Source organism: Corynebacterium sp. TUM25020 (genome assembly GCF_056388495.1).
Window position 1 is genome coordinate 19,596 of the sequence record NZ_JBWJFG010000005.1, and the last position, 21,706, is coordinate 41,301.

Genomic DNA, 21,706 nt, shown 5'->3' on the forward strand with positions numbered 1-21,706 from the left:
CATCCCGGACGAGACTTTCACGCAGCGCCGAGCCAAACCGCGACATCAAACACCCAAAGACACACGTAGCTGCGTAGGTAGAGTGGCCACGTACAACGTTTGGAGGGAGCGCGAAACCATGGAAAACAACACCACCGACCCGCTCGACGTACTCATTGTCGGCGGCGGATTCGCGGGCACAGCAGCGGGCATCACCCTTGCCCGCGCTCTGCGGCACGTATCAATTGTGGATAACGGCACACCCCGCAACCGCTTCAGTGCACATGCGCACGGGATCTTGGGGCGCGATGGCGCTAACCCCATGGATCTACTAGACCAAGGTCGCAGCGAGTTCACCTCCTTCGGCGGCACCGTAATCCCCGGGGAAGTCACCGCTCTCGAACGAGTTGGCAGCACCTGGGAGGCAACAATCGCACATGGCTCACGCCTCCATGCCAAACAGATTCTCGTGGCAACTGGCATCACTGATGAACTGCCAGATGTTCCGGGACTGGCCGAGCTCTGGGGATCCCGAGTCTTCCACTGTCCTTACTGCCACGGCTACGAGGTTCGCGATCGAAAGCTTGCCGTCATTGGCGGCAAGAACCCTGGGTTCACGGTGCACATGGTGCATCTCATGCGTAAATGGACCGATAGCCTCACGTTCTTCACCAACGGTCTTTCCCTCTCGGAGGTTGACCGTGCGCTGTTCGAAAAGCGTGGTGTTGTTCTTTTGGACGCCCCCGTCTCCGGCATACAACCAGACCCAGAATCGGAATCGGGAGTATTGGTGAGCACTAGCGATGATCCAAGTTCCACGACTCCAGGTGCCATCCATGCCTTCGAGGCTTGCTTTACAGGCCCAGAGTTCCACCCCAACGATCAACTCCTCCTTGCTGCCGGGTGCGAAACCGAAAACGGCTGGGTATTGCGGCAAGCCCTAGGCCAGACCTCGGTAGCCGGACTCTGGACCGCAGGCAATGTCACCAGTTCGCCGGATCAGGTTTCACAGGCGATGGGCGCGGGTGTGGCTACTGCGATCGCGATCGATCAGTCCTTATTACACGAGGAGCTAGCACAACTTCAGGAGCAGGTAGATGAATAACGAGCAGCCAAAGCGCATCGCATTTATTCTTTTCGACGGATTCGAGTTGCTGGATGTCTTTGGCCCCGCTGAAATCTTCGCCAAGGTACCCGGTCTGGAGTTGGAGTTCTCCTCCGTGGACGGAAACAACGTTGCTAGTTCTCAAGGTGTGGAGGTTGTTCCAGACACGGCTTTCAGCACCTTGACCTGCGACACCGTTGTAGTTCCTGGCGGTGAGGGCACGCGAGCTCTTGTGAAGGATTCTGCTTTCCTCACTCAGATCAATTCGATAGCGAGCTCAGCGTCTCTCATCTGTTCAGTATGTACAGGGTCCGCGATCCTGGCTGCGGCCGGTTTATTGGAAGAGTATTCCGCCACCAGCAACAAACGTGCTTTTAACTGGGCCAGCAGCTTCAGCAGAAATGTCGAGTGGAAACGATCAGCTCGCTGGGTTCATGACCGTGATCGTTGGACTTCATCAGGCGTTGCGGCAGGCACAGACATGGCCATTGCATTTGTTTCTCATTACTTCGGCGCCCCTCTTGCCGAGAAGATCGCTCACGATCTAGAAATCCAAGCTCATCGCGATGCCGACCACGACCCGTTTGCAGTGTGAGATCCTACACCCGACCGCCATGCACCCATCGATAGCCCCGAGCAACACAAAACACCCCGCGGAGCCAAGATCCTTAAGATCTCAACCCAGCGGGGTGTTTATTCTGTGGGCGAAGGGGGACTTGAACCCCCACGTCCCGAAGGACACTGGCACCTGAAGCCAGCGCGTCTGCCATTCCGCCACTCGCCCGAGTGACTATGTAGGACACATGGTCTTTACACTGTCTTACCTGCTAAAGCCGCACATTCCTTTTCAGGAGCGATGCTCGCTGGCAACGAAATGAAACTCTAGCACGATGCATGCATGCTTCCAAAAAACACACTTGACCTGCGGGAAAATGCACGCACAACACTATTACCCTTATAATGGCCAACTAAATGCTCGCATTGTAGCTGTTTTCACGCAGATCCACTCCGCTTTGAACTCGCGGCAGCGGAGCAGCGACTGCACTGTACAGCCTGCTATTCCGGCGCCCCACGACCTATAGGTCGATTGGCTTCCACGCCCTGCGCCACAGGCACGGGACAGTACTGGAAAACACAAGACCACATAGGAGGACTACGGACAATGAGCCTATTTGGACGTTTCAAGAAGCTTGACAGCTCGCTTCAGCGCGGGTTGGATAACGGCTTCGCGCGCGTCTTCGGCGGAGAGGTTGTCCCGACCGAGATCGACGAGGTTCTCAAGCAATACGCCGAGGAATCCGTCATGACGGATGCACAGGGGCAGCGCCTCGCCCCAAGCCACTTCCAGGTTCTCGTCAGCACCCGCGACTACGCCAGCCTCACCGAGTCTCGTCCCCGCCTCGCAGAAGAAATGGGCGACCGCCTAAGCCGCTTCATCCGTAACCAAGGCTGGCGCACCAACGAACCAGTCAAGGTGAATCTTGCACCTCATGACGGCCTGCACTCGGGTCAAATGCGCGCAGATGCGCGTTTCGACGTCCCCCGCACCAACGACATCCCAGGAGGAAATGTCGCAATTGGGGAGGCTAATGCGACTGAGCAGGGGGGCGTCAATCCCTTCCGCAATCCAGACGGCGGCTATCAAGATTCCTACCCACAGGCTGGACCACATGAGGGGCACCCGGAGTGGCCATATTCGCAGTCTGAGGAGCGCTCTTTGGTATCGCAGGATTACGACGCCTACAGCCCCAACGACAACCACTCCAGCGACGCAAACGCTTCGGACGCTACGGGCGCGAACGGTGCAAGCAAGTCCCTGGGAGATCTAGTGTCCCCGGCGGGCGCCGCAGGACTCGGCGGGGCAGCCGCTGTGCACCACGCCGCACCAGATTTCGCGCGCAATCAACAGGCTGAACAGTACGAAGAAACCAGTGAGCCTGAACCGTCTAGGGAGCCTGAACAGTACGAACAGCACGAGCAGCAAGAACCACAACAGTCACAGAACCAGGGAGACAGCGCCGTGCATTACGGACAGAACCAACACAACCAGCAGGCAGGCGACAGCTTTGAGCGTCCAGCCAGCTACCCGGGCACTGAAGTTATCGTGCAAAGCACCCCCGCTCCGGTACGCGGCGGCGTAGGCGCGGACGGCAACGAGCGGGAGCTCAAGGTCACCCTCACTCTGCATGATGGTTCCGACCGCACCTATGAACTACGCAAGGGCAGCAACATCATCGGACGCGGAAACGGCGTGGATCTTCGCATCCCCGATACGGGTGTCTCCCGTCAGCACGCAGACATCACATGGGATGGGTACGACGCTGTGCTGACAGATCTGCAGTCCACCAACGGCACCTCCGTCAACGGCACTCCGATTGAAAATTGGCTGCTGGCAAGCGGTGACGTTATCTCGCTTGGTCACTCCGAGATCGGCGTCGAGTTCCACTAAAATCCCGCGTTTTTAGAAGTCATTTTCTTTCTCGTCTACTCCTCAGGGGTCATCTAAACTAGGCTATTCACATACACATGTGCCCTTGTCGGACATGTGAGTCCTGGGCCCCTACCTTGTTGAGGAGTTGAAACCGTGCAGACCACACTGCTTTTGCTGGTCAAGATTGGCCTGTTGCTTTTGTTGTGGTTCTTCATCTGGATGACTGTTCGCTCCCTCAAAAAGGATGCAGACCGCACCTCCGGGTTAGCCCCCGCCGGCGGGGCACCTATCGTCGCGGGTTACAACGCTCCGATGAACGAGCCATCATCATCCGGTCACTCCTTCCGGCGTCACAAGTCGCCCACCTCTTTGGAGCTCACTTCCGGCCCACTGGCTGGCACCACGCTCAACCTAAAGGGCTACCAGGACGTTTCGATCGGCCGTTCCCAGTCGTGCACATTGGTTTTGGAGGATGACTTCGCCTCCGGTTCCCATGCCCGGCTGCTCCGCCGGGGCTCGGATTGGTACGTCGAAGACCTCGATTCCCGCAACGGAACCTGGATTGGCAATGAACGCCTAGACCAGCCCGTTAAACTCTCCGCCGGTATGGAAATCCGCATCGGCCAGACCCACGTGAGGATGGATGCATGACCGAGGGCAAGGCCAGGGCTACCGATCGCACTCTAAACTTTGCCGCGTGCTCCGACCGCGGCCTCGTTCGCGGCAATAATGAGGACTCCGCTTATGCGGGCCCACACCTGCTCGCGCTCGCCGACGGCATGGGCGGCCACGCGGCCGGCGAGGTTGCTTCTCAGTTCCTCATTAATGCTCTCAGCCCCCTGGACTCCCCGCTTATCGACGAGTCTGACAACCATGACCAGCTGGAGAACCTGCTGGCTACTGCCGTCGACGAAGGCAACCAGGACATCGAATCTCACGTAGATGAGCACCCGAACCTGGACGGAATGGGCTGCACCCTGACCTCCATGCTCTTTTGCGAGGATGAAGTTGCCATCTGCCATATCGGCGATTCTCGCGGCTACCGTCTGCGCGATGGCGAGCTTCGCCAGGTGACGAAGGACGACACTTTCGTTCAGTCTCTCGTCGACGAAGGCAAGCTCGCGCCGGAAGACGTCAACAGTCACCCGCAGCGCTCCCTCATCCTCAAGGCTCTCGCTGGGCGCCCCGTCGAGCCCACTCTGTGGCGCGAAAAGACACAAATCGGCGATCGCTTCATGCTCTGCTCCGACGGTCTATCCGACCCGGTAAGCCCCGAGACGATCCGCGAAGTCCTCTCCCGTGGCACCCCGGAAAAGGCAGCCCGCAAACTCGTCGAAATGGCACTGCGCGGTGGCGGACCTGACAATGTCACGGTTGTTGTCGCTGATGTTGTTGGGTTTGACGCCCAGTCCAACTCGCCGACCGATCCAGAACTCACTCTGCCATCTCGCCCGGTACTAGCAGGAGCTATCGCGGGCGAGGAGGCAGAAATGCCACGTCCGGATTCTTCGGCAGCTCGCGCCGCGGCAATTCAAGGGCTTTTGACCACGCCGGCGGCGTCACCAAAAAAGGACGCAACAGAAGAAGACCCTGAACCTGCGACGGCTACACCAGCAGGCAAACGGACTCATCAGAGTCACGGCGAGGATGACGGCGAAGGTGTAGAACCCACCGGCACAGCAAAAACCAAAAAGCCGAAGAAGTCCCGGCGCGGCCTGTGGGTAACGCTCGCAATTGTGTTGGTGGTCATCGCAGCCGCAGGTGCGGTGGGATATGTGACGTACCAGCGCATCAAGGACACGTACTACGTGGCCGAGGAAAACTCACAGCTCAAGTTGATGAACGGTACGGATAGTTCCGTCTTAGGGATCAAACTGAACTCCGTGCACCAAGACATCTGCCTGGATGACAATGGCAAGGCAACCTTTGTCGAGCCCGGTGCAGGCGGTGATTGCCACCTGTTTAAGACTTCCGATCTGACCCCGGCTGCTCAGGGTGCGCTGGCGGATCTGCCGGAGGACTCTTATGACAAAGTCTCCGGCCAGATCACTCGCCTGGCGGAACAAACACTGCCAGTGTGTGTAACGCGCGTGCCGTCTGACAAGCAAACCGACAAGGAAGCTGACAAGAAGGACGATAAGAAGAAGTCCGAGGACAACCAAAAGGACAACAACTCGGAATCTGAGAAACCCACCGAAGCGCCGGAAGACCTCACCACCCCCGGAGTTTCCTGCCGCGAGGTGAACTAACCTATGAAGCTTTTTAGCCGACGTACAGAGGCCGGGCTTTTGCTTCTGGCCGCAATCATTTTGCTGCTCGCCATCGTGGCGCTGGAGATCTCACAGGGCAATGAAATTAGTTCCGAGGTGTTTTACCTCGTCGGCGGATTTTTTGCCACTTTCCTGGTCGCCCACCTCGTGGTGTGCTGGATGGCTCCAGAGGCCGACCAGATCATGCTTCCCATCGCGGCACTCCTCAACGGCATTGGTCTGGTTGTGATCTACCGGCTGGATTTGGGCTCAGGTCTTAGCCTGGCGAAATCCCAAATCATGTGGACCGCCATCGGCGTGGTGCTTTTCTGCCTGGTCATCAGCTTTTTAAGGGATCATCGATCCTTGCAGAACTATTCGTACCTGCTGGGTCTTGCGGGTCTGATTTTGATTGCGCTGCCGATCGTGTGGCCCACGTCGTTGAATGCTGATGCAAACGTGTGGATCAGCATCGGCCCGTTCTCCATTCAGCCGGGCGAGTTCGCAAAGATCATGCTGCTGCTGTTCTTTGCCACTCTGCTGGTGAATAAGCGACGCCTCTTCACGGTGGCTGGAAAGTCCTTCCTGGGACTGCAGTTTCCTCGCTTGCGTGACTTAGGGCCGCTGTTTCTAGTGTGGGGCATCGCGCTGATGATCATGGCAGCGCAAAACGACTTTGGGCCCGCGCTGCTGCTATTCGGCACTGTGCTGGGCATGTTGTACATGGCGACAGGCCGCGCCTCCTGGCTGGTGCTGGGTCTGGGGCTAGCTTTCATCGGCGCATTCGGCGTGTACCAGATCTCGGCGAAGATCCAGGATCGCGTCTCTAACTTCGTCGATCCATTGGCGAACTACGACGGCAACGGCTTCCAGCTTTCCCAAGCGCTTTTTGGCATGTCCTTCGGCGGTGTGACCGGCCGCGGGCTCGGCGAGGGCTACCCGAACAACATTCCGGTCGCGCACTCGGACTTCATTCTGGCTGCCATCGGCGAAGAGCTGGGGCTTATCGGTCTGGCTGCTGTGTTGTTGGCCTACATCGTGTTCGTCTCCCGTGGTTTTAATACCGCAATGCGTGCCCGCGATTCCTACGGCAAGCTCGTTGCCGCCGGTTTGTCGCTGACCATCGCCATCCAGATTTTCGTTGTCACCGGCGGCATTTCGCGACTTCTGCCTATGACTGGCCTGACAACACCGTTCCTGTCGCACGGTGGTTCGTCACTGTTGGCGAACTACATACTGTTGGCGATTATTCTGCGCATCTCGCATGACGCCCGCACACCACTGGCCATCAAGGAAGGAGAGGAAGCATGAATCGCTCCATCCGCGCGGTAGCCATCTTTAGCTTCATCCTGGTGATGGCCCTGATCGCAAACCTGACTTATATCCAGGCTTTCCAACAAAAGTCGCTGGCACAGAATCCGCTGAATTCGCGTCAATTCCTTGAGGCTAAGTCAAAGGAGCGCGGCAGCATCATCGCCGGCGACCAGGTGCTGGCTAAGTCCGTGAAGGACTCCGAAGACTTTTATGATCGCGAATACCCCTACATGTCCGCGAAGTACGGCTCCGTGATCGGCTACCTGTCGGATCAATACGGCGCTTCGGGCATTGAGTCCTCCCAAAACTCAATCCTGACCGGCGAGGACGACTCGCTATTCGCAACCCGCACGTGGGACATGCTGACGGGCAAGGAACTCGGCGGAGCGAATGTCGAACTGACACTGAACCCGAAGGTGCAGGAAGTCGCCTACGACCAGCTGGCTAACAAGGGCTATTCGGGTTCCGTGGTGGCACTTCGCCCATCGACGGGCGAGGTGTTGGCAATGGCCAGCACCCCGTCAACCGACCCGGCTAAGCTTGTCGGCCCGCCTGCTGAAGAAACGAAGGCTAACTTCGAAAACTACGCCAACGATGAGAACGCTCCCCTGTTGAACCGCTCCACTCAGCAGATCCAGCCGCCGGGCTCGACCTTCAAGGTCATCACCACCGCTGCGGCTCTGGAGGAGGGCGACACTCCGGACACAACCGTCACCGCCGCTCCCCAGATCACGCTGCCCGATACGGCCACAACATTGGAGAACTACGGTGGCGCCGCATGTGGCGGAGGAGGCCAAACCACCCTCCGCGAAGCATTCAAGCGCTCGTGTAACACCGCCTTTGTGGATATTTCCACCCGCCACGGAGCGGACAAGTTCAAGGACATTGCCGGCAAGTTCGGTATCGGCGAAAAAGACGACTACCTGGGTATGCCCGTTGAACCCTCCCGGCTGGGCGACATCCCGGATGGCGCAGCACTGGGTCAGTCCTCCATCGGTCAGCGTGATGTGGCTCTGACTCCGCTGCAGAACGCGGTGATTGCCGCCACCATCGCCAACGGCGGGGTGCGCATGAAGCCGTACCTCGTTAGCAAAATCACGGGCCGCGATTTGTCCACGCTGCGGACCACCAAGCCGCAGAAGGCTGGCCGTGCGATACCGGAAAAGACAGCAGATACCTTGAAGGAACTCATGGTGGATGCTGAAAACTGGGCCGGCGGGGACGCCACCATCGCGTCGAAGACCGGTACGGCCGAACACGGCGAGGATTCCCGCAACTCGAACCCCCACGCTTGGTACATTGCTTTTTCCACTTCCGCCGATGTCGCCGTCGCCGTTCTAGTGGAAAATGGTGGTGACCGTGGCCGTGCCGCCACCGGCGGTTCACTTGCCGGCCCCATTGGGCGTGCCGTGATCCACGCAGCTGAAAAGGAGCAGCAGTAGCCATGAGCGATTCCCGTCAACCCGACCGCACCGAGATCGAGCGCACGCAACGACTACTGGGCGAACGCTACGAGTTGCAGTGGATCATTGGCCGCGGAGGCATGTCTACGGTGTGGCTGGCTCACGATACGGAAAAACTACGCGACGTCGCCGTTAAGATCCTCAAACCTGAGTACACGGAAAACGAAGAATTCCGTGCTCGTTTCCGCAATGAGGCCTCCGCCGCTCAGCATCTCTCCAGCCCCAATGTCGTCAATACTTATGACTCCGGTGAGGTCGAGGCCCCAGACAACGGGACGGTGTTCTGCTACATCATCATGGAGTACATCCGTGGCGAGTCCCTTGCCGATGTGCTGTCGCGCGAAGCCTCGCTGCCCCAGAATCTGGCGCTTGACGTATTGACGCAAACCGCCGCGGGTCTTAAGGCAATCCATGATGCCGGCCTAGTGCACCGCGACATCAAGCCAGGCAATCTGCTGATCACCTCCGACGGTTTCGTCAAGATCACTGACTTTGGCATCGCCAAGGCAGCTGCCGCCGTACCGCTCACGCGCACAGGCATGGTGGTCGGTACAGCCCAGTACGTTTCCCCCGAACAGGCCCAGGGCGATCAGGTCGGCCCTGCCAGTGACGTATATTCCCTCGGTGTTGTGGGATTCGAAATGCTGGCGGGCTACCGTCCGTTCTCTGGCGATTCCACGGTGTCAGTGGCGATCAAACATATTTCGGAGACTCCCCCGGAACTGCCGGATACGATCGACCCCAACCTCCGAGAACTCATCAGGGTATGCCTGCGCAAGAATCCACGCACGCGCTACGCAGACGGTGCAGAGCTAGCCGCCGCGACTGTGCTGGTTTCAGAAGGTAAGCAACCCCCGTCTCCTCATAACGTGCCGAACGTCAGCGCCGATCCGCATCCGCTCACCGAGCAATTGGGAGATGTGGCCACCGGCCCGGGCACCCGAGTGCCGTCGGTACCGAACTCCAACTACCCGAGTTCCTCGTACCAACCGGCCTACCAGGGTGAACCCGGACCGGCCGTGGGCACCGGCAATGCCGCGATGGCACGTGGAGCGAAGGATTCGCAGGGGGCGTCACGAAAAAAGAACCACATTATCGTGGTTATTCTGGCGCTCGTCAGCATCGTTGCGCTGGCACTGGCAACATTCCTCCTCACTCGTGGCAATAACGATGCCGCACCGAACCCCGAGACTATGACCGTGACCAACGAGGTGACGACCGAGCCGACTGGTGAGGAACAGCCGACGAGCCAGGGCGGTGGAAGCGTACCCGCCGAAACGGATAGCCCAGCTCCGACGGACACGACCAATGATCGCGATGACCGGACGACCGAGTCCACGCGAGAGGAGACCGAAAGCTCCAGAGAGAGTAGCCCGTTGTTCCCGTCGCTCCCGCACTTCCCTAACGGTGGCGGGCGTGGCAACAATAACGGCAACGGAAATGGCAATCGCAACGGTAACGGCAACAACGGCGGAGATGCTGGCGGGGCGGCCGAGCCTACCGCCGCACCAAACCCGCAAAACTCTCCCAACCGCCCAAATAGCCCAAACACGAACGACAACGCGACCTCAGCAGATAACAACCTGCCGAGCGAGTTCCGTAGCATGACAAACAATGCCGAGAACCAGCCAGTCTTGTAGAAAATGGGCTCTGGAAAAGAACTGGATTAAGTCCACACCGACAGCGCCCATGAGTAAGCAACTATGTCCGCACAACAAATTCGACTATTATTCGTCAATCAAAGTGACAAAAAACGTATTCTGGGTTCAGTTGGCAACTCCACAAAGTATCCGGGCTAGCACTCCGGCTAGCGTCCCAACGAGCTAGGCCCAACAAGAGCATAGCGAGAGTTAAGTCGCACACGACCCATACGACGAGGCAGACAAAGGAGCAACGGCGTGGACCGAAACGGCACAACCTTGGGTGGCCGATACCGCCTAGGTGCCACCATCGGCACGGGTGGCATGTCTGACGTCTACGCCGCTACCGACGAACTCCTGGGCCGTGATGTTGCGGTGAAGATGATGCGCCCCGACTTGGCGCGCGACACAACCTTCCTGGAGCGCTTCCGCCGCGAAGCACAGAACGCCGCAAAGTTGAACCACCCCGCCATCGTCGCGGTGTACGACACGGGTCAGACTCCCGACGAGGACGGCGCAGTGCCGTATATCGTCATGGAGCGCGTCCACGGCGAGACGCTGCGCGACATCATTCAAGACTCAGGCAAGATGAGTCTCACCGAAGCCGCATCTGTGATGTCGCAGGTGTGCTCCGCGCTGTACTTTTCCCACGAAGCGGGCATTATTCACCGTGACATTAAACCCGCCAATGTGATGATCACGAATACCGGCGCAGTGAAGGTCATGGACTTTGGCATTGCACGAGCGCTGAGCGACAGTTCCTCGGCGATGACGCAGACCGCTGCCGTCATTGGCACTGCCCAGTATCTTTCCCCCGAGCAGGCGCGAGGCCAGTCCGCCGACGCGCGCTCCGACATCTACGCCGCGGGTTGTGTCTTCTACGAGCTGGCCACCGGCAAAGCACCGTTCCACGGTGAGTCTCCGCTTTCCGTTGCCTTCCAGCACGTACAGGAGAACCCGGAACCACCGTCCAAGGTTCCTGGTATGCACCTTTCCAAGCGTGAGGCGTTGAGCTTGGACTCCATCGCCCTTACCGCTATGGCGAAGTCTCCTGCGGATCGCTACGACGATGCGCAGGAGATGTCGACGGATCTCAAGCGCCTTTCTGAGGATCAATTGCCGCTCGTCGCTCAGGCTTATGCCAATGACGCCGACTCGGCCGGCACGGGATTCCACCATGCAGGCTCCCGCGGTGCGGGTGCTGCGGGACTAGCCGCCGGTGCCGCTGCGGGAGCTGCCGGCGCCCACGCGGCGCGTGGCAATGGATCCGGTGGCAACTGGGACGAAGATCCCCAGACCACTGTGCTGCCTGCCAATGGCGGAGCGGTAGCTGCTGGGCATTACGAGCAGTCTGCCCACAGCGATGACTACAGCAGCGACTATAGCGACGGGTACGACAGCGAGTACCAGGACGACTACGACGATGGCTATGCCGGCGGCTACAACGACGATTACGACGGCGATTATGACGATCAGTACGACGGTGAATACTACGAGGAAAAGCCCAAGCGCCGCTGGTGGGCGCCCATTGCTTGGGTTGCGGGTATCGCTGCTCTGATTGCCGGTGGTTACTTCGCCTACCAATCGATCTCCGCTGACGACGGAAACGATAAGCCCGTCGAGGTCGAGCAGGTGAAGATCCCTAACGTTGCTAACAAGGATCGCGCCGAAGCGCAGAAGCTGCTAGAGGACGCAGGCTTCCAGGTGACTGTCGAGGAAACGACGCACGACAAGATCGCCCGCGGCAAAGCTATCAGCACCGACCCGGCGGCGGGAACGTCGATCGAACGGGGCACCGAGATTAAACTGCTGGTTTCCAACGGCCGTGAGATTACCGATGTGCCGGATCTGACGGGTAAGACCACCGAGGAAGCGCAGAAGCTCCTGAAGCAGGCGAAGCTGGCGCTGAACACGGAGGTCAAGGAAGAGGCGAGCGAGGATGTGCCGAAGGGCAAGATCATCACGCAGACTCCGCCGCAAGGTTCGCAGGTATCCGTTGGCACCAAGGTAACGATTACCGTCTCGACTGGCCCGGAGGATATTCGAGTGCCGGTAGTAACCGGCCAGCAGATAGAGGATGCACGGGAGAACCTGGAATCCTCCGGATTCAAGGTGATCGTCGAACAGGTGGATTCGGTCGAGCCGAAGGGTCAGGTGCTCTCCGCGACGAACGAGGGAGAGAAGCTGCCCAAGGGCAGCGAGATCACACTAGAGGTATCCCTGGGCAACCAGTTCGAGATGCCTTCCCTGCAAGGTAAAAAGTACGGCGATGTATTCCGCGCACTGCAGGCCGCCGGTTGGCGCGGCACCCCGGAGCAGCTGCACCGAGAGAATAAGAACACCCCGGATCTTGCGCGTGTTGATGAGGTCGCGCAGCAATCAATCCATAGTGGTGAGGTCATCAAGCGTGACGCAGACATCACCGTCACGGTGTATGTCTTTAACCTTCTGCCCTAGCGCTACAGCATTGACGCTTCGGCGCTGATAGCGCCCGTTACTTCTAGCTGCTCCTGAACCAGTCGGTTAACTAGGTCGGCCGGTACCACATCGGCTTCCGCACCCGGCCCACGTCGCCCTGCCTCGTTCAACCAATTGGCGAGCATCAGGTGGCCGTATTGCGTCATCACGGACTCGGGGTGGAACTGCACAGAATGGATTGGCAGCTCCCGGTGTCGCATCGCCATGATCATCCCGGAATCGGAAGTGGCCGTGACCTGTAGTTCTTCCGGTACCGTCGCGGGATCGACTGTCAGGGAGTGGTAACGAGTCACGCGGAACGGGCTCGGCACCCCGGCCAGTACACCGGTGCCGTCGTGGGTGACCGGGGAGGTCTTGCCATGGAAGAGCTCATCTGCACGCACCACTTCTGCGCCGAAGTGCATACCGATCGCCTGGTGTCCAAGGCAGACGCCAAGCAGCGGAATCTGCTTTTCAACGGCGATCTTCAGCACATCCAACATGCGCCCCGCGGTGCTCGGCTCGCCTGGGCCAGGAGAGAGCAGGATCGCATCAAACTCCTGCAACATCGCAGCCAGGCCATCGGCATTGGTCTCGTTATCGGCTCCTGCGTCCGCAAGTTCGGGGGCGTCATTGCGCAGAACTACACAGTCGTTTCCGCTAAACCCCAGCTGTCCGATGTATTGCACGAGGTTGTATACGAAACTGTCGTAGTTATCGATCACGAGAATGCGCATAACAAAGAGTCTAGCGTGCAGCGTGCATAGCATTGCCGGGGTGTGCTGCTAATATCGTTGGGTACATATTTTGCCCATGGGCGCTCGGTACCTCGCCTACCGTCCGCTTCGCAGTCAATCCCTTTGAGGTTTTTGAACAATGCCAAAGTCCAAGGTTAATTCCGCGGAGGAGAACTACTCCAGTTCTTCCTCCGCGGATCGTCGCACGCCCGTGAAGCTGAACTCCAGCGGTACTCCGCGTTGGTACATTGTGCTGATGCTCGGGCTGATGATTCTGGGTCTGGCCTGGCTGGTTGTTAATTACATTGCTGGCCCGCAGATCCCGTTCATGGCTGAGCTCAACGCATGGAACTACCTGATCGGCTTCGCCCTGTTGATCGTCGGTCTGTTAATGACTATGGGATGGAAGTAGCTAGCTCTAGTAGTGCCACCCCAGGCCGGTCCATATCGTAAAGGCCAAAATGACCGTCGCGGCTGTTGCTGCGATGGTCTTTCTTTTTGTGGACGCCCTTTCGCCACCGTTGCTATCCGCTCCAGTGGCACTGGTGGCAAGTGCAATGATGGTGCCTCCAGCGAGCCCACCGATATGCCCCCACACTGAAACATTGGTGAGCATAAAGGAGTATCCGAGGTTCACCAGGAGTAAGGTGATGGGACCGCGTAGGTCCCGTTGCTTAACCCGGGATAGTGAAATAAGCATGGCAAAAAGCCCATAACCTACGGTAGAGGCTCCGCCGACAGGGACTTCCGGCTGAAAGTACATGCAGGCCAAGGCTCCACTGGCAGCGCTGGCGACGATGAGGCTAAGCATGACAACCGCCCCATAGGACCGTTCGACCTCGCGGCCAATCAGGAAAATCAGCAGCATGTTGAAACCCAGGTGTACTGGACTCAAGTGCACTAGCGCGGCCGTGAGGATTCGCCACCATTCACCGTAGAGGGTGACATTGGCGGCGTTGAAGATCATCTTCAGTCCGAGATTCTCAGCTCCGGAACCTAGTGTCGAGCGTCCTTCGAGGGGGCTGACAATGTTGCCGGATTGAAAAACCGTCACCACGAAAACAAGGCAGCAGGCTGCGATGAAGACGTTGGTGACGGAATACCGCCGATAGGGCCGGCGGATAGTGACTTCTTGGACGGGCAAGAAGTTTTTACTCCTGGATCTCTACCGACTCAATGACGACATCGTCGTTCGGGCGATCCATACGATCGGTGGCCACGCGGGAAATCTTGGCGACGACCTTCTGGGACTCCTTGTCTGTAACCTCACCGAAGATGGTGTGGCGGTTGTTCAGGTGCGGAGTGGCCGTCACCGTGATGAAGAACTGGGAGCCGTTGGTGCCAGGGCCAGCGTTAGCCATAGCCAGCAGGAACGGGCGGTCGAACTGCAGCTCCGGGTGGAACTCGTCGCCGAACTGGTAGCCAGGGCCGCCACGACCGGTGCCCTTCGGGTCGCCACCCTGGATCATGAAACCGTCGATGATGCGGTGGAAAATCGCACCGTCGTAGAACGGACCTTCATTGGTACCGGAAGCGTTCGCCTCGGAGTACTCCTTCGTGCCCCGAGCCAGGCCGATGAAGTTAGCCACGGTCTCCGGAGCGTGGTTTCCGAACAGTTCGATGGCGATATCGCCGTGGTTGGTGTGCAGAATTGCGGTTGCAGTCTTGTTACTCACAGTGAGCCATTGTACGGGAAATTGACGATTGCCTACATCCGCCCTGGCCTATACGCACAATAAGGCGTAATGCCCATCCTTTGTGGGGAATTTTCTTTAGGATGGGTAAAAGTACGAACAAAATTAGTCATTCAAATAGATCTTCAAGGAGCATCCCGCACGATGAACCCCACCACGCTAAGGCTGGCGCTACGTGGCGCCAAGCAGGGTCGCACCATGTTGAAAAATCGCCAGGAGTTTAAGCGTCGCCAGGAGTTTGACGCTCTGCAGCAGCTTCGCGACAACCTCGCCGCTGAGGAGCGGGAAGGCATTATCGCTGGCTCTCCTGCCCACGTAAAGGCTGTGGCGGAGCTTATGCGCAACGAAGAGGGCGCAGCGGCAGCTTTGGAGAAGGCTCGCGCGGCGGCAGCAGCTCGCAGGCACCACCAGGTACATGTCTCTGATGAGCACACCGCTGCGGATGTTGACGACATGGCTTCTACCGGTTTCCAGAACAACACCGCTGAGTCCACCGACAAGGCTGCCAACAAGGCAGCGAAAACTGCAGATAAAGCAGCTAAGAAGGCAGAGAAGGCTCGCGCCAAGGCAGCGAAGTCGGTGGCGTCACTAAAGAAGAAGGGCGAGAACGTGAACAACATTGACCTGGCCGACAAGCTCGGCGTAGATGCAGAGAAGCTGCGCAAGAAGATCGATAAGCGCACCCAGAAGCTGCGTGATCGCTTCGACGTGGCGCAGGTAAAGGCCGAGAAGAAGGCGAAGAAGCAGGCTGACAAGCGCGAGCAGAAGATCGCTCAGCTCACCGCAGCGCTGAAGGACAATGCTCAGGATCTCCAGGCTCGTAGCCAGGAGGTCACCAGTAACCTGCGCGACAACGTGGAAGCCCGCACCGAGGATCTGACGAAGAGCGCCAAGAAGAACCAGAAGAAGCTGACGAAGAAGCTCGAGGCAACCAAGAAGCAGGCTGCCAAGCGCGCGAAGAAGCAGGCAAAGGGCGCGAACAAGGATGCGCGCAAGCGTGCTGCGAAGCTGGATAAGAAGGTATCTCGCGCCACCAGCAAGGCTCAGAACAAGGCGCTGGCCAAGGCTGAGAAGAAGGGCCTGAAGAAGCAGGAAAAGAAGGGCGGCGTGTTCGGTAAGTTCCTGCTGCTCGCCGTGCTCATTGCTGCTGGGGCGGCAGTGGTGAACTTCCTGCGCAAGGGCGAGAATGCTCCGCAGAACTCCCCGAAGGTTCAGGATTTCGCTGACAAGGCCACTGGTGCTGCCGAGAAGGCCAAGGCCAAGGCTGCCGATGTGAAGAACGATGTAAAGGACAAGGTTCAAGATAAGGCCGAAGAAAGGGCCCAAGACAAGGCCGAGGATAAGGCTGAGAACCAGAAGACCTCCAGCGCTCCGGCTGCACCGGCTGCTCCGGCAGCACCAGCTCCAGCCGCTCCGGCTGCAGGCGCTCCCGGACCGGGCGTTGCTGTTCCGGGTGCTCCGGCTGCTCCGCAGGCAGGTAGCGCCCAGGGTGCCGCCGAGACCACCGACGCTGAGGACGCCGCCGAGGCCGACTTCCCACTGGCCGAGGGCCCGGGTGAGGATCCGGACGAGGGCGGCAAGCACCGCCTCTAATCCACACCCCCAGGCCGCGCGCTGAACCCGGCGCGCGATAATGGCGTACATGACCCCGCGCCGCCTCACATTCCGCACGATCCCCCTGCAGCCGACAGGCTCTGGGGAAGGCACCGGATGTGTCGCGTCGCGGGTCTTTTTGTCTTTGTTTAATGACGCCCCCACCGCGGCCTGGCTTGATTCCTCCGGCAATGGCGGAAACATCAGTGTGCTGGCAAACAACGCTGGCCCGCTCGCGGACACTTGGTTGCCCCAGGTAGATAGCTCGAAGGCGTTCTTCTCCCAACTTCGGCAGAGTCTTTCCGCACGGGTGGAAGTGCCCGACAATTGGCCCTGCGACTTTGCACTTGGCTGGGTGGGCGCGCTGGGCTACGGGGTGGAGGACATCGCTCGCTCCTACGAAGATCACCCGGACGCAGCCCTGCTATACGCCGACCGAGCCGTGGTGATTGACCATGCGGCTGCTGTGACCTACGCGATGGCGATACTGCCGGACGCGAACAACGAGCAGGACGCACACGCCCAGCAGCTGGCATGGCTCGATGCAACCGTGGCAGAGGTGCAACGCATCGCTCGTGTACCGTTTTCCACCGAAGATTTCGCGCACTCCACCCCGGCACCTCGCACTGCCATTTTTCACTTCGACCAGTCCAAACAGCAGTACCTAGACAGTATTCAACGCTGCCTGGATTACATCGCTGCAGGCGATAGCTACGAGGTTTGTCTTACTAACACCGCCCGGGGGCCGGCGCTACGCGATCTGCCAGAGTTTCGCTCCGCCACCACTCCCGCCCCTTCCCCATCGGCTGCGTCGTCTGCGTCGTGTGAGTCGGCTGAGCTCCGCGCCTACCTGCGGCTCCGCGAAGTTAGCCCTGTGCCCTATGGGGCGTTTCTGCGCTTCCACCGTCCCGGTCAGGCGCCCTTGCATATTCTCAGCGCCTCCCCGGAAAGATTCCTGAAAATCTCGCCCAGCGGTGAGGTCTCGGCCAAGCCAATTAAAGGCACCCGACCCCGCGTGGAAGATGCGGTGGCGGATGCGAAGGGGCGTCATGAATTACAGAGCAACCCGAAGGATCGGGCGGAGAATCTGATGATCGTCGACCTGCTGCGCAATGATCTCGGGAGGGTTTGTGAACCGGGCAGCGTTCAGGTGCCGAAAATATTTTCGGTGGAGAGTTTTTCTCATGTCCACCAGCTAGTTAGCACCATCACGGGACAACTGCGCACGGGACTGGAGGCCGTCGACGTGATCGAGGCCAGCTTCCCTGGTGGATCCATGACGGGAGCGCCGAAAATCCGCACGATGCAGATCATTGAAGAGCTTGAGCCACGGCCGCGCGGACTGTACTCCGGCGCAATTGGCTGGATCTCGCCAAACACCGCAGCGGAGCTGAACATTACGATCCGAACTCTCGTCAACGATGGCAGGGAGTGCTCGTTCGGGGTGGGCGGGGCGATAGTCGCGGACTCCGACCCGTTGGCAGAACACGAGGAAACGCTGGTGAAAGCCGCGGCGCTGCTCGAAGCGCTCGGTGGTCAGATTGTGTGATGTCTAACCCTGCTCCCCTGCCGGGTTCCCGGAATATAGTGGATTTATGGAACTTATTCGTCTGATCCTCAACATCATCTGGTTTATCACTGCTGGACTGTGGCTCGCACTTCTCTATGTTGTCTTCGGCCTCCTGGCTTGTCTGCTCATCGTTACGTTCCCCTTTGGCGTGGCAAGCTTCCGCCTCGCCAGCTTTGTGATCTGGCCGTTTGGCCGCGAAGCTGTGGAAACCGATATGCCGACCGGCCTGGCAGCTTTCGGCAACATCATTTGGTTTATTGTTGCGGGCGTGTGGCTGGCAGTCGGGCACATCGCCACCGCCGCCGCCCAAGCCGTCACCATTATTGGCCTCCCGCTGGCCTGGGCAAACCTGAAGCTCATCCCTGTGACGTGCTTCCCCTATGGCAAGCGGATCGTCAACTCTCACGACGAGCAGATGCGCCTTCTTAGCCTGAGCCGCCGGTGAGTTAACCTGATAGAAAGCTATAGATTCGCGCACCGGAGCCCTTGCTGGGGTGGGTGTGGTTGAAACAGGTAGGCGTCACCAAGAAAAGGGGTGAATCCGCGCGTGCGAGCAGGCGAACAACACATCGATACCGCCGCGTGGATGCAGGCTATCTTCAACCGCAGCGAACAGGTGGATACGCGCCGCGAGCGGACTAAACAGGCGCTGCTGCGCGCCGGAATCGAGCTGATTGCGGAAGAGCGGACGGATCTTTCCATCCTGGCGATTACCCAAAAGGCCGGGGTGTCTAACGGCAGTTTCTACAATGCGTTCAAAGACCGCACGCAGTTCTTCGACGAAGTCGCCGAATATGCAGTGAACCACTTGGCGATCATTTTTGAAATGGCCACGGATCAGGACCTTGATTCCATCGATGCGGCGGCCACGAACATCCGCATCCTGGCTTATGCACACCGCCTCGTGCCCACGTTGTCGAAGACGATTGTGCGGCGTTCCCCCGACTTCTACACCATGCCAAATGAGCTGGTCAGACTACTACGCGAGCGTATCAGCGCAGGCGTGGAAGATGGATCGTTCCACGTCGCAAGCACCGAAACAGCGGCAGCTATCATTTTTGGTGCTTCCGCGATGTTGGGCCAGCGCCTGCATCAGGATCCGACGTTGAACAGCAGAACAGCTGGGGATGATCTTGCGCTCGATCTGCTGCGAATGCTGGGTGTTTCGGAGGAACGTGCGCGGCAAGCCATTGCACGCCCCATCGACGATTACCTCAACCCGCCGAAGTAATCCCTACCCGCCACAGTCGGCAGCCTAGTCCTCGCGCGCTACTCCGAAACCAAAGCGATCGAGGAAGCGGTCTTCTTCCCGCCGCGTATCCCGTGAATGCTTTGTAATCCAATCGGTGATGCGCTTTTGCAGCGCAGGATCGAGCGGTACTCGCACGAGGTCAGGGCCGAGGATGCGCTCCCACGTAGGCACCATGATGCCACGGTAATTATGGCCGTGACCTTCTGGAGCCTGCTTGGAGTTCAGCATGTCCATCGCTACCTGCCAGCCGGTAGTGAACGGAATCCAACGCAGCTTATCCACCACGTCACTGTGCTGAGTGGCTGGCGCCGGGACTCCCCTGGCACCCGGTTCGCGCAGCCAATCCGGTTCCCGCCAAAACAACTCCGGACCCCACCAGACAATCGCATCGGAGGCGTGCTGCACTACCGCGACCCGTGGGTGTTGCCACTTCTCGACGTATTCTTGTCCGCGCCAATCATGGTCTAGATGGTCGGGGTGGCTGAGGAAACGCACGTGACGCCCCCCGTCATAGAGCGGCAGTCGCTCCGGCGAACCCTCACCACGGCACTCCGTGATCTCGCGGATCATCTTGGTAAACCGTGGAGCTCCGGAAAGCACTGCCCCATCCACCTTGGCCAGCATGTCCTCCAGCCCGTCAAAAGCTGCCGCCGTGCCATACGCTCCCAGGGATTCGCCCGTTACGAACACCTTCGGCGCATTTGGCATGCCGTCCAGCAGCTCAAACACGGCGTCAATAAGCAACTTCGCGGCGCGCACCGGCGTATCGCGATCGAGCGCATAAGCGACGGGTGACTGCACGTAGGAATACTGCATGGTCACATTGGCGCAGTTTCCGCCTGTGAGGAACTCCACGGTATCCAATTGCCAGTCCGGTACCCATCCCGTGCCGGTAGAGGTGTGGATGATGATGGCGGAACGGTGCAGCGCCCCGGTGCGCAGTAACTCCCGTTTTACTAGGTCAACGATGCCTTCGAGCGTGCGTCCCGGAGCCAAGCCACCGTAGATTCGGATCGGCTCATGCACGTCGGTACAACCTGTGACCTCTGTGATGTCGCGCGCCCGTGGCCCGCCGCCGACCAGTACGCGGCCTTGCGCGCCGAGCGAGATCCAGCGTTCATGCGACCACACCGAGCCCGACCGCTCGGGCTCCCATGGCTGCTGATAACCCCAGTACACGCGGCGATTTACTAGTTCGGCTTTCTCGTTAAACTTCTCTAGGAACTGCCGCAGCAAGATCTTGTCGGAGATGAGATAAGCGATGACGCCCACTGCTCCCGCGGCTACAGGCACCGCCACAGGAGCGGGGACGAATCGGCGTAGCGAGTGCCGGGTGAGGTCGAAGCTGGATTGAAGTAGCTCGCCAAGCAGTAGGAACGCACCATAGCCAAGGGTGCTGACGGCCACTCCGATGAAGGCAGAGGGAGCGCCCAGGCGTTGGCTGTGAACCAACCCGGCAGAGTCGCCCTGCCGCTTGTAAAAGCGATAGGCAGCAGCAACGGTTGCCAGGGTAAAGGCACCGTGGATCCCGCGGTAGGCGGTGCGATAGCCAGGCTTGTTTACCAGTTCCTGCAGGTCCAACCCTGCTGCGCGCAAGGCTGGCAAAGCGGCGCTGGCAATGATGGTGCCGTTAAGATGCCCCACTGCCTGCGACGTGGAGGCATTGCCAGCAACCGCCCACCAGGGGTGCGGAAGTAGGGAGGGCGAAAAGGCATTCCACATGCCGATTTCCGCGCCAATGATGGCGAAACCGCGGCGGGGATCCAAGGCATAGAGCCTGTTCAGGCGCACTCCGGGGAAGAGATTTGCGTAGAGTTCAACAGCAGTTGCGGCGGCTCGGAAAGAATAGGAAAGTGTCTTGAAGGAGGCCCACTTTGCCCGCCGTTGCAGAACCGGGAGAATCTTTTGCCGCAGGTTGCGCATGGATAGTGCTAGAGCTGGGCACCACGCAGAGTGGCGTGGGTGACGTAGTACTCTTCGTAGTCCTGCAGGGTGCGGGCCTTCTCATTCAGTCGGGCCATGACGGCCTCGCGGGCGCTCTCGCGATCGTTGTAGAACTCCATCGGCGCACCTGGGCGAACTTCCGCACCGCGCTCGACCAGGAGGTACGCCTTGCCTTCAGGTCCGTCGATAGTCTGTGGCGTACCGGTGAAGGGGTCGGTGTAGCGATACGTGGTGTTCATGCTGGTCATGGGTCGTGGCGCTCCGTTGGTTGGGGGTTG

At 59.2% G+C, this 21,706-nt stretch carries 19 protein-coding genes and 1 tRNA gene; 14 read left to right on the plus strand and 6 right to left on the minus strand.

Features of this window, described 5'->3' with window-relative positions; all coding sequences use genetic code 11:
- Positions 1-118 precede the first annotated feature (118 nt).
- Together AC05K6_RS07150 and AC05K6_RS07155 are read left to right on the plus strand one after the other, a co-directional pair.
- Positions 119-1,084 (plus strand): NAD(P)/FAD-dependent oxidoreductase, encoded by a 966-nt coding sequence (locus AC05K6_RS07150; RefSeq protein WP_476728176.1) that lies wholly within the window; start codon positions 119-121, stop codon positions 1,082-1,084.
- Positions 1,077-1,679: a DJ-1/PfpI family protein gene (locus tag AC05K6_RS07155; RefSeq protein WP_476728177.1), complete on the plus strand. Its 603-nt coding sequence runs from the start codon at positions 1,077-1,079 to the stop codon at positions 1,677-1,679. Before AC05K6_RS07150 ends, AC05K6_RS07155 begins: the two co-directional genes overlap by 8 nt.
- A gap of 106 nt (positions 1,680-1,785) precedes the next feature.
- Here the strand turns inward: AC05K6_RS07155 and AC05K6_RS07160 are convergent.
- Positions 1,786-1,868: transfer RNA gene (locus tag AC05K6_RS07160), tRNA-Leu, on the minus strand.
- Between the two features lie 378 nt (positions 1,869-2,246).
- Between AC05K6_RS07160 and AC05K6_RS07165 the strand changes: the two genes are divergently transcribed.
- The 7 genes from AC05K6_RS07165 (at position 2,247) to pknB (ending at position 12,638) form a co-directional block, all read left to right on the plus strand.
- On the plus strand, positions 2,247-3,533 hold the full coding sequence (locus AC05K6_RS07165) for a DUF3662 and FHA domain-containing protein (protein ID WP_476728178.1): 1,287 nt from the start codon (positions 2,247-2,249) through the stop codon (positions 3,531-3,533).
- Positions 3,534-3,668: 135 nt separating this feature from the next.
- A complete protein-coding gene (locus AC05K6_RS07170; protein WP_293791719.1) occupies positions 3,669-4,166 on the plus strand; it encodes an FHA domain-containing protein FhaB/FipA in 498 nt (165 codons plus the stop codon).
- A complete protein-coding gene (locus tag AC05K6_RS07175) occupies positions 4,163-5,764 on the plus strand; it encodes a PP2C family protein-serine/threonine phosphatase (protein ID WP_476728179.1) in 1,602 nt (533 codons plus the stop codon). Before AC05K6_RS07170 ends, AC05K6_RS07175 begins: the two co-directional genes overlap by 4 nt.
- A 3-nt stretch (positions 5,765-5,767) precedes the next feature.
- A complete protein-coding gene (locus AC05K6_RS07180) occupies positions 5,768-7,075 on the plus strand; it encodes an FtsW/RodA/SpoVE family cell cycle protein (RefSeq protein ID WP_293791722.1) in 1,308 nt (435 codons plus the stop codon).
- Positions 7,072-8,520: a peptidoglycan D,D-transpeptidase FtsI family protein gene (locus AC05K6_RS07185; RefSeq protein ID WP_448307935.1), complete on the plus strand. Its 1,449-nt coding sequence runs from the start codon at positions 7,072-7,074 to the stop codon at positions 8,518-8,520. Before AC05K6_RS07180 ends, AC05K6_RS07185 begins: the two co-directional genes overlap by 4 nt.
- A gap of 2 nt (positions 8,521-8,522) precedes the next feature.
- Positions 8,523-10,181: a protein kinase domain-containing protein gene (locus tag AC05K6_RS07190; RefSeq protein WP_476728180.1), complete on the plus strand. Its 1,659-nt coding sequence runs from the start codon at positions 8,523-8,525 to the stop codon at positions 10,179-10,181.
- Positions 10,182-10,439: 258 nt separating this feature from the next.
- Positions 10,440-12,638, plus strand: coding sequence for a Stk1 family PASTA domain-containing Ser/Thr kinase (gene pknB / locus AC05K6_RS07195; protein WP_476728181.1), 2,199 nt, complete (start codon positions 10,440-10,442; stop codon positions 12,636-12,638).
- Between the two features lie 2 nt (positions 12,639-12,640).
- Here the strand turns inward: pknB and AC05K6_RS07200 are convergent, their stop codons facing one another.
- Positions 12,641-13,375 (minus strand): anthranilate synthase component II, encoded by a 735-nt coding sequence (locus tag AC05K6_RS07200; protein ID WP_476728182.1) that lies wholly within the window; start codon positions 13,373-13,375, stop codon positions 12,641-12,643.
- Positions 13,376-13,514: 139 nt separating this feature from the next.
- On the opposite strand from AC05K6_RS07200, the gene crgA reads away from it, so the two are divergent.
- The gene (gene crgA / locus AC05K6_RS07205) at positions 13,515-13,787 is read left to right on the plus strand and encodes a cell division protein CrgA (RefSeq protein WP_293791727.1); all 273 of its coding nucleotides are present in this window, start codon (positions 13,515-13,517) and stop codon (positions 13,785-13,787) included.
- A gap of 6 nt (positions 13,788-13,793) precedes the next feature.
- Here the strand turns inward: crgA and AC05K6_RS07210 are convergent, their stop codons facing one another.
- Both AC05K6_RS07210 and AC05K6_RS07215 read right to left on the minus strand, forming a co-directional pair.
- Complete coding sequence (locus AC05K6_RS07210) at positions 13,794-14,519, minus strand: rhomboid family intramembrane serine protease (RefSeq protein WP_476728183.1); 726 nt, start codon at positions 14,517-14,519, stop codon at positions 13,794-13,796.
- Positions 14,520-14,526: 7 nt separating this feature from the next.
- Complete coding sequence (locus AC05K6_RS07215) at positions 14,527-15,051, minus strand: peptidylprolyl isomerase (protein WP_448307930.1); 525 nt, start codon at positions 15,049-15,051, stop codon at positions 14,527-14,529.
- 162 nt (positions 15,052-15,213) lie between these two features.
- On the opposite strand from AC05K6_RS07215, the gene AC05K6_RS07220 reads away from it, so the two are divergent.
- From AC05K6_RS07220 to AC05K6_RS07235, 4 genes are all read left to right on the plus strand, one after another.
- A complete protein-coding gene (locus tag AC05K6_RS07220) occupies positions 15,214-16,662 on the plus strand; it encodes a hypothetical protein (protein ID WP_476728184.1) in 1,449 nt (482 codons plus the stop codon).
- Between the two features lie 49 nt (positions 16,663-16,711).
- Entirely contained in the window at positions 16,712-18,211 is a 1,500-nt protein-coding gene (locus AC05K6_RS07225) for an anthranilate synthase component I family protein (protein ID WP_476728185.1), read from the plus strand.
- Between the two features lie 46 nt (positions 18,212-18,257).
- Positions 18,258-18,677, plus strand: a complete 420-nt coding sequence (locus tag AC05K6_RS07230; protein WP_476728186.1) for a YccF domain-containing protein — start codon at positions 18,258-18,260, stop codon at positions 18,675-18,677.
- A gap of 102 nt (positions 18,678-18,779) precedes the next feature.
- Positions 18,780-19,463: a TetR/AcrR family transcriptional regulator gene (locus tag AC05K6_RS07235; protein ID WP_476728187.1), complete on the plus strand. Its 684-nt coding sequence runs from the start codon at positions 18,780-18,782 to the stop codon at positions 19,461-19,463.
- A 24-nt stretch (positions 19,464-19,487) separates the two neighbouring features.
- Here AC05K6_RS07235 and AC05K6_RS07240 read toward each other — a convergent pair whose 3' ends face one another.
- Entirely contained in the window at positions 19,488-21,407 is a 1,920-nt protein-coding gene (locus AC05K6_RS07240) for an alpha/beta-hydrolase family protein (RefSeq protein WP_476728188.1), read from the minus strand.
- 8 nt (positions 21,408-21,415) lie between these two features.
- On the minus strand, positions 21,416-21,676 hold the full coding sequence (locus AC05K6_RS07245; protein WP_293791737.1) for a hypothetical protein: 261 nt from the start codon (positions 21,674-21,676) through the stop codon (positions 21,416-21,418).
- Positions 21,677-21,706 lie beyond the last annotated feature (30 nt).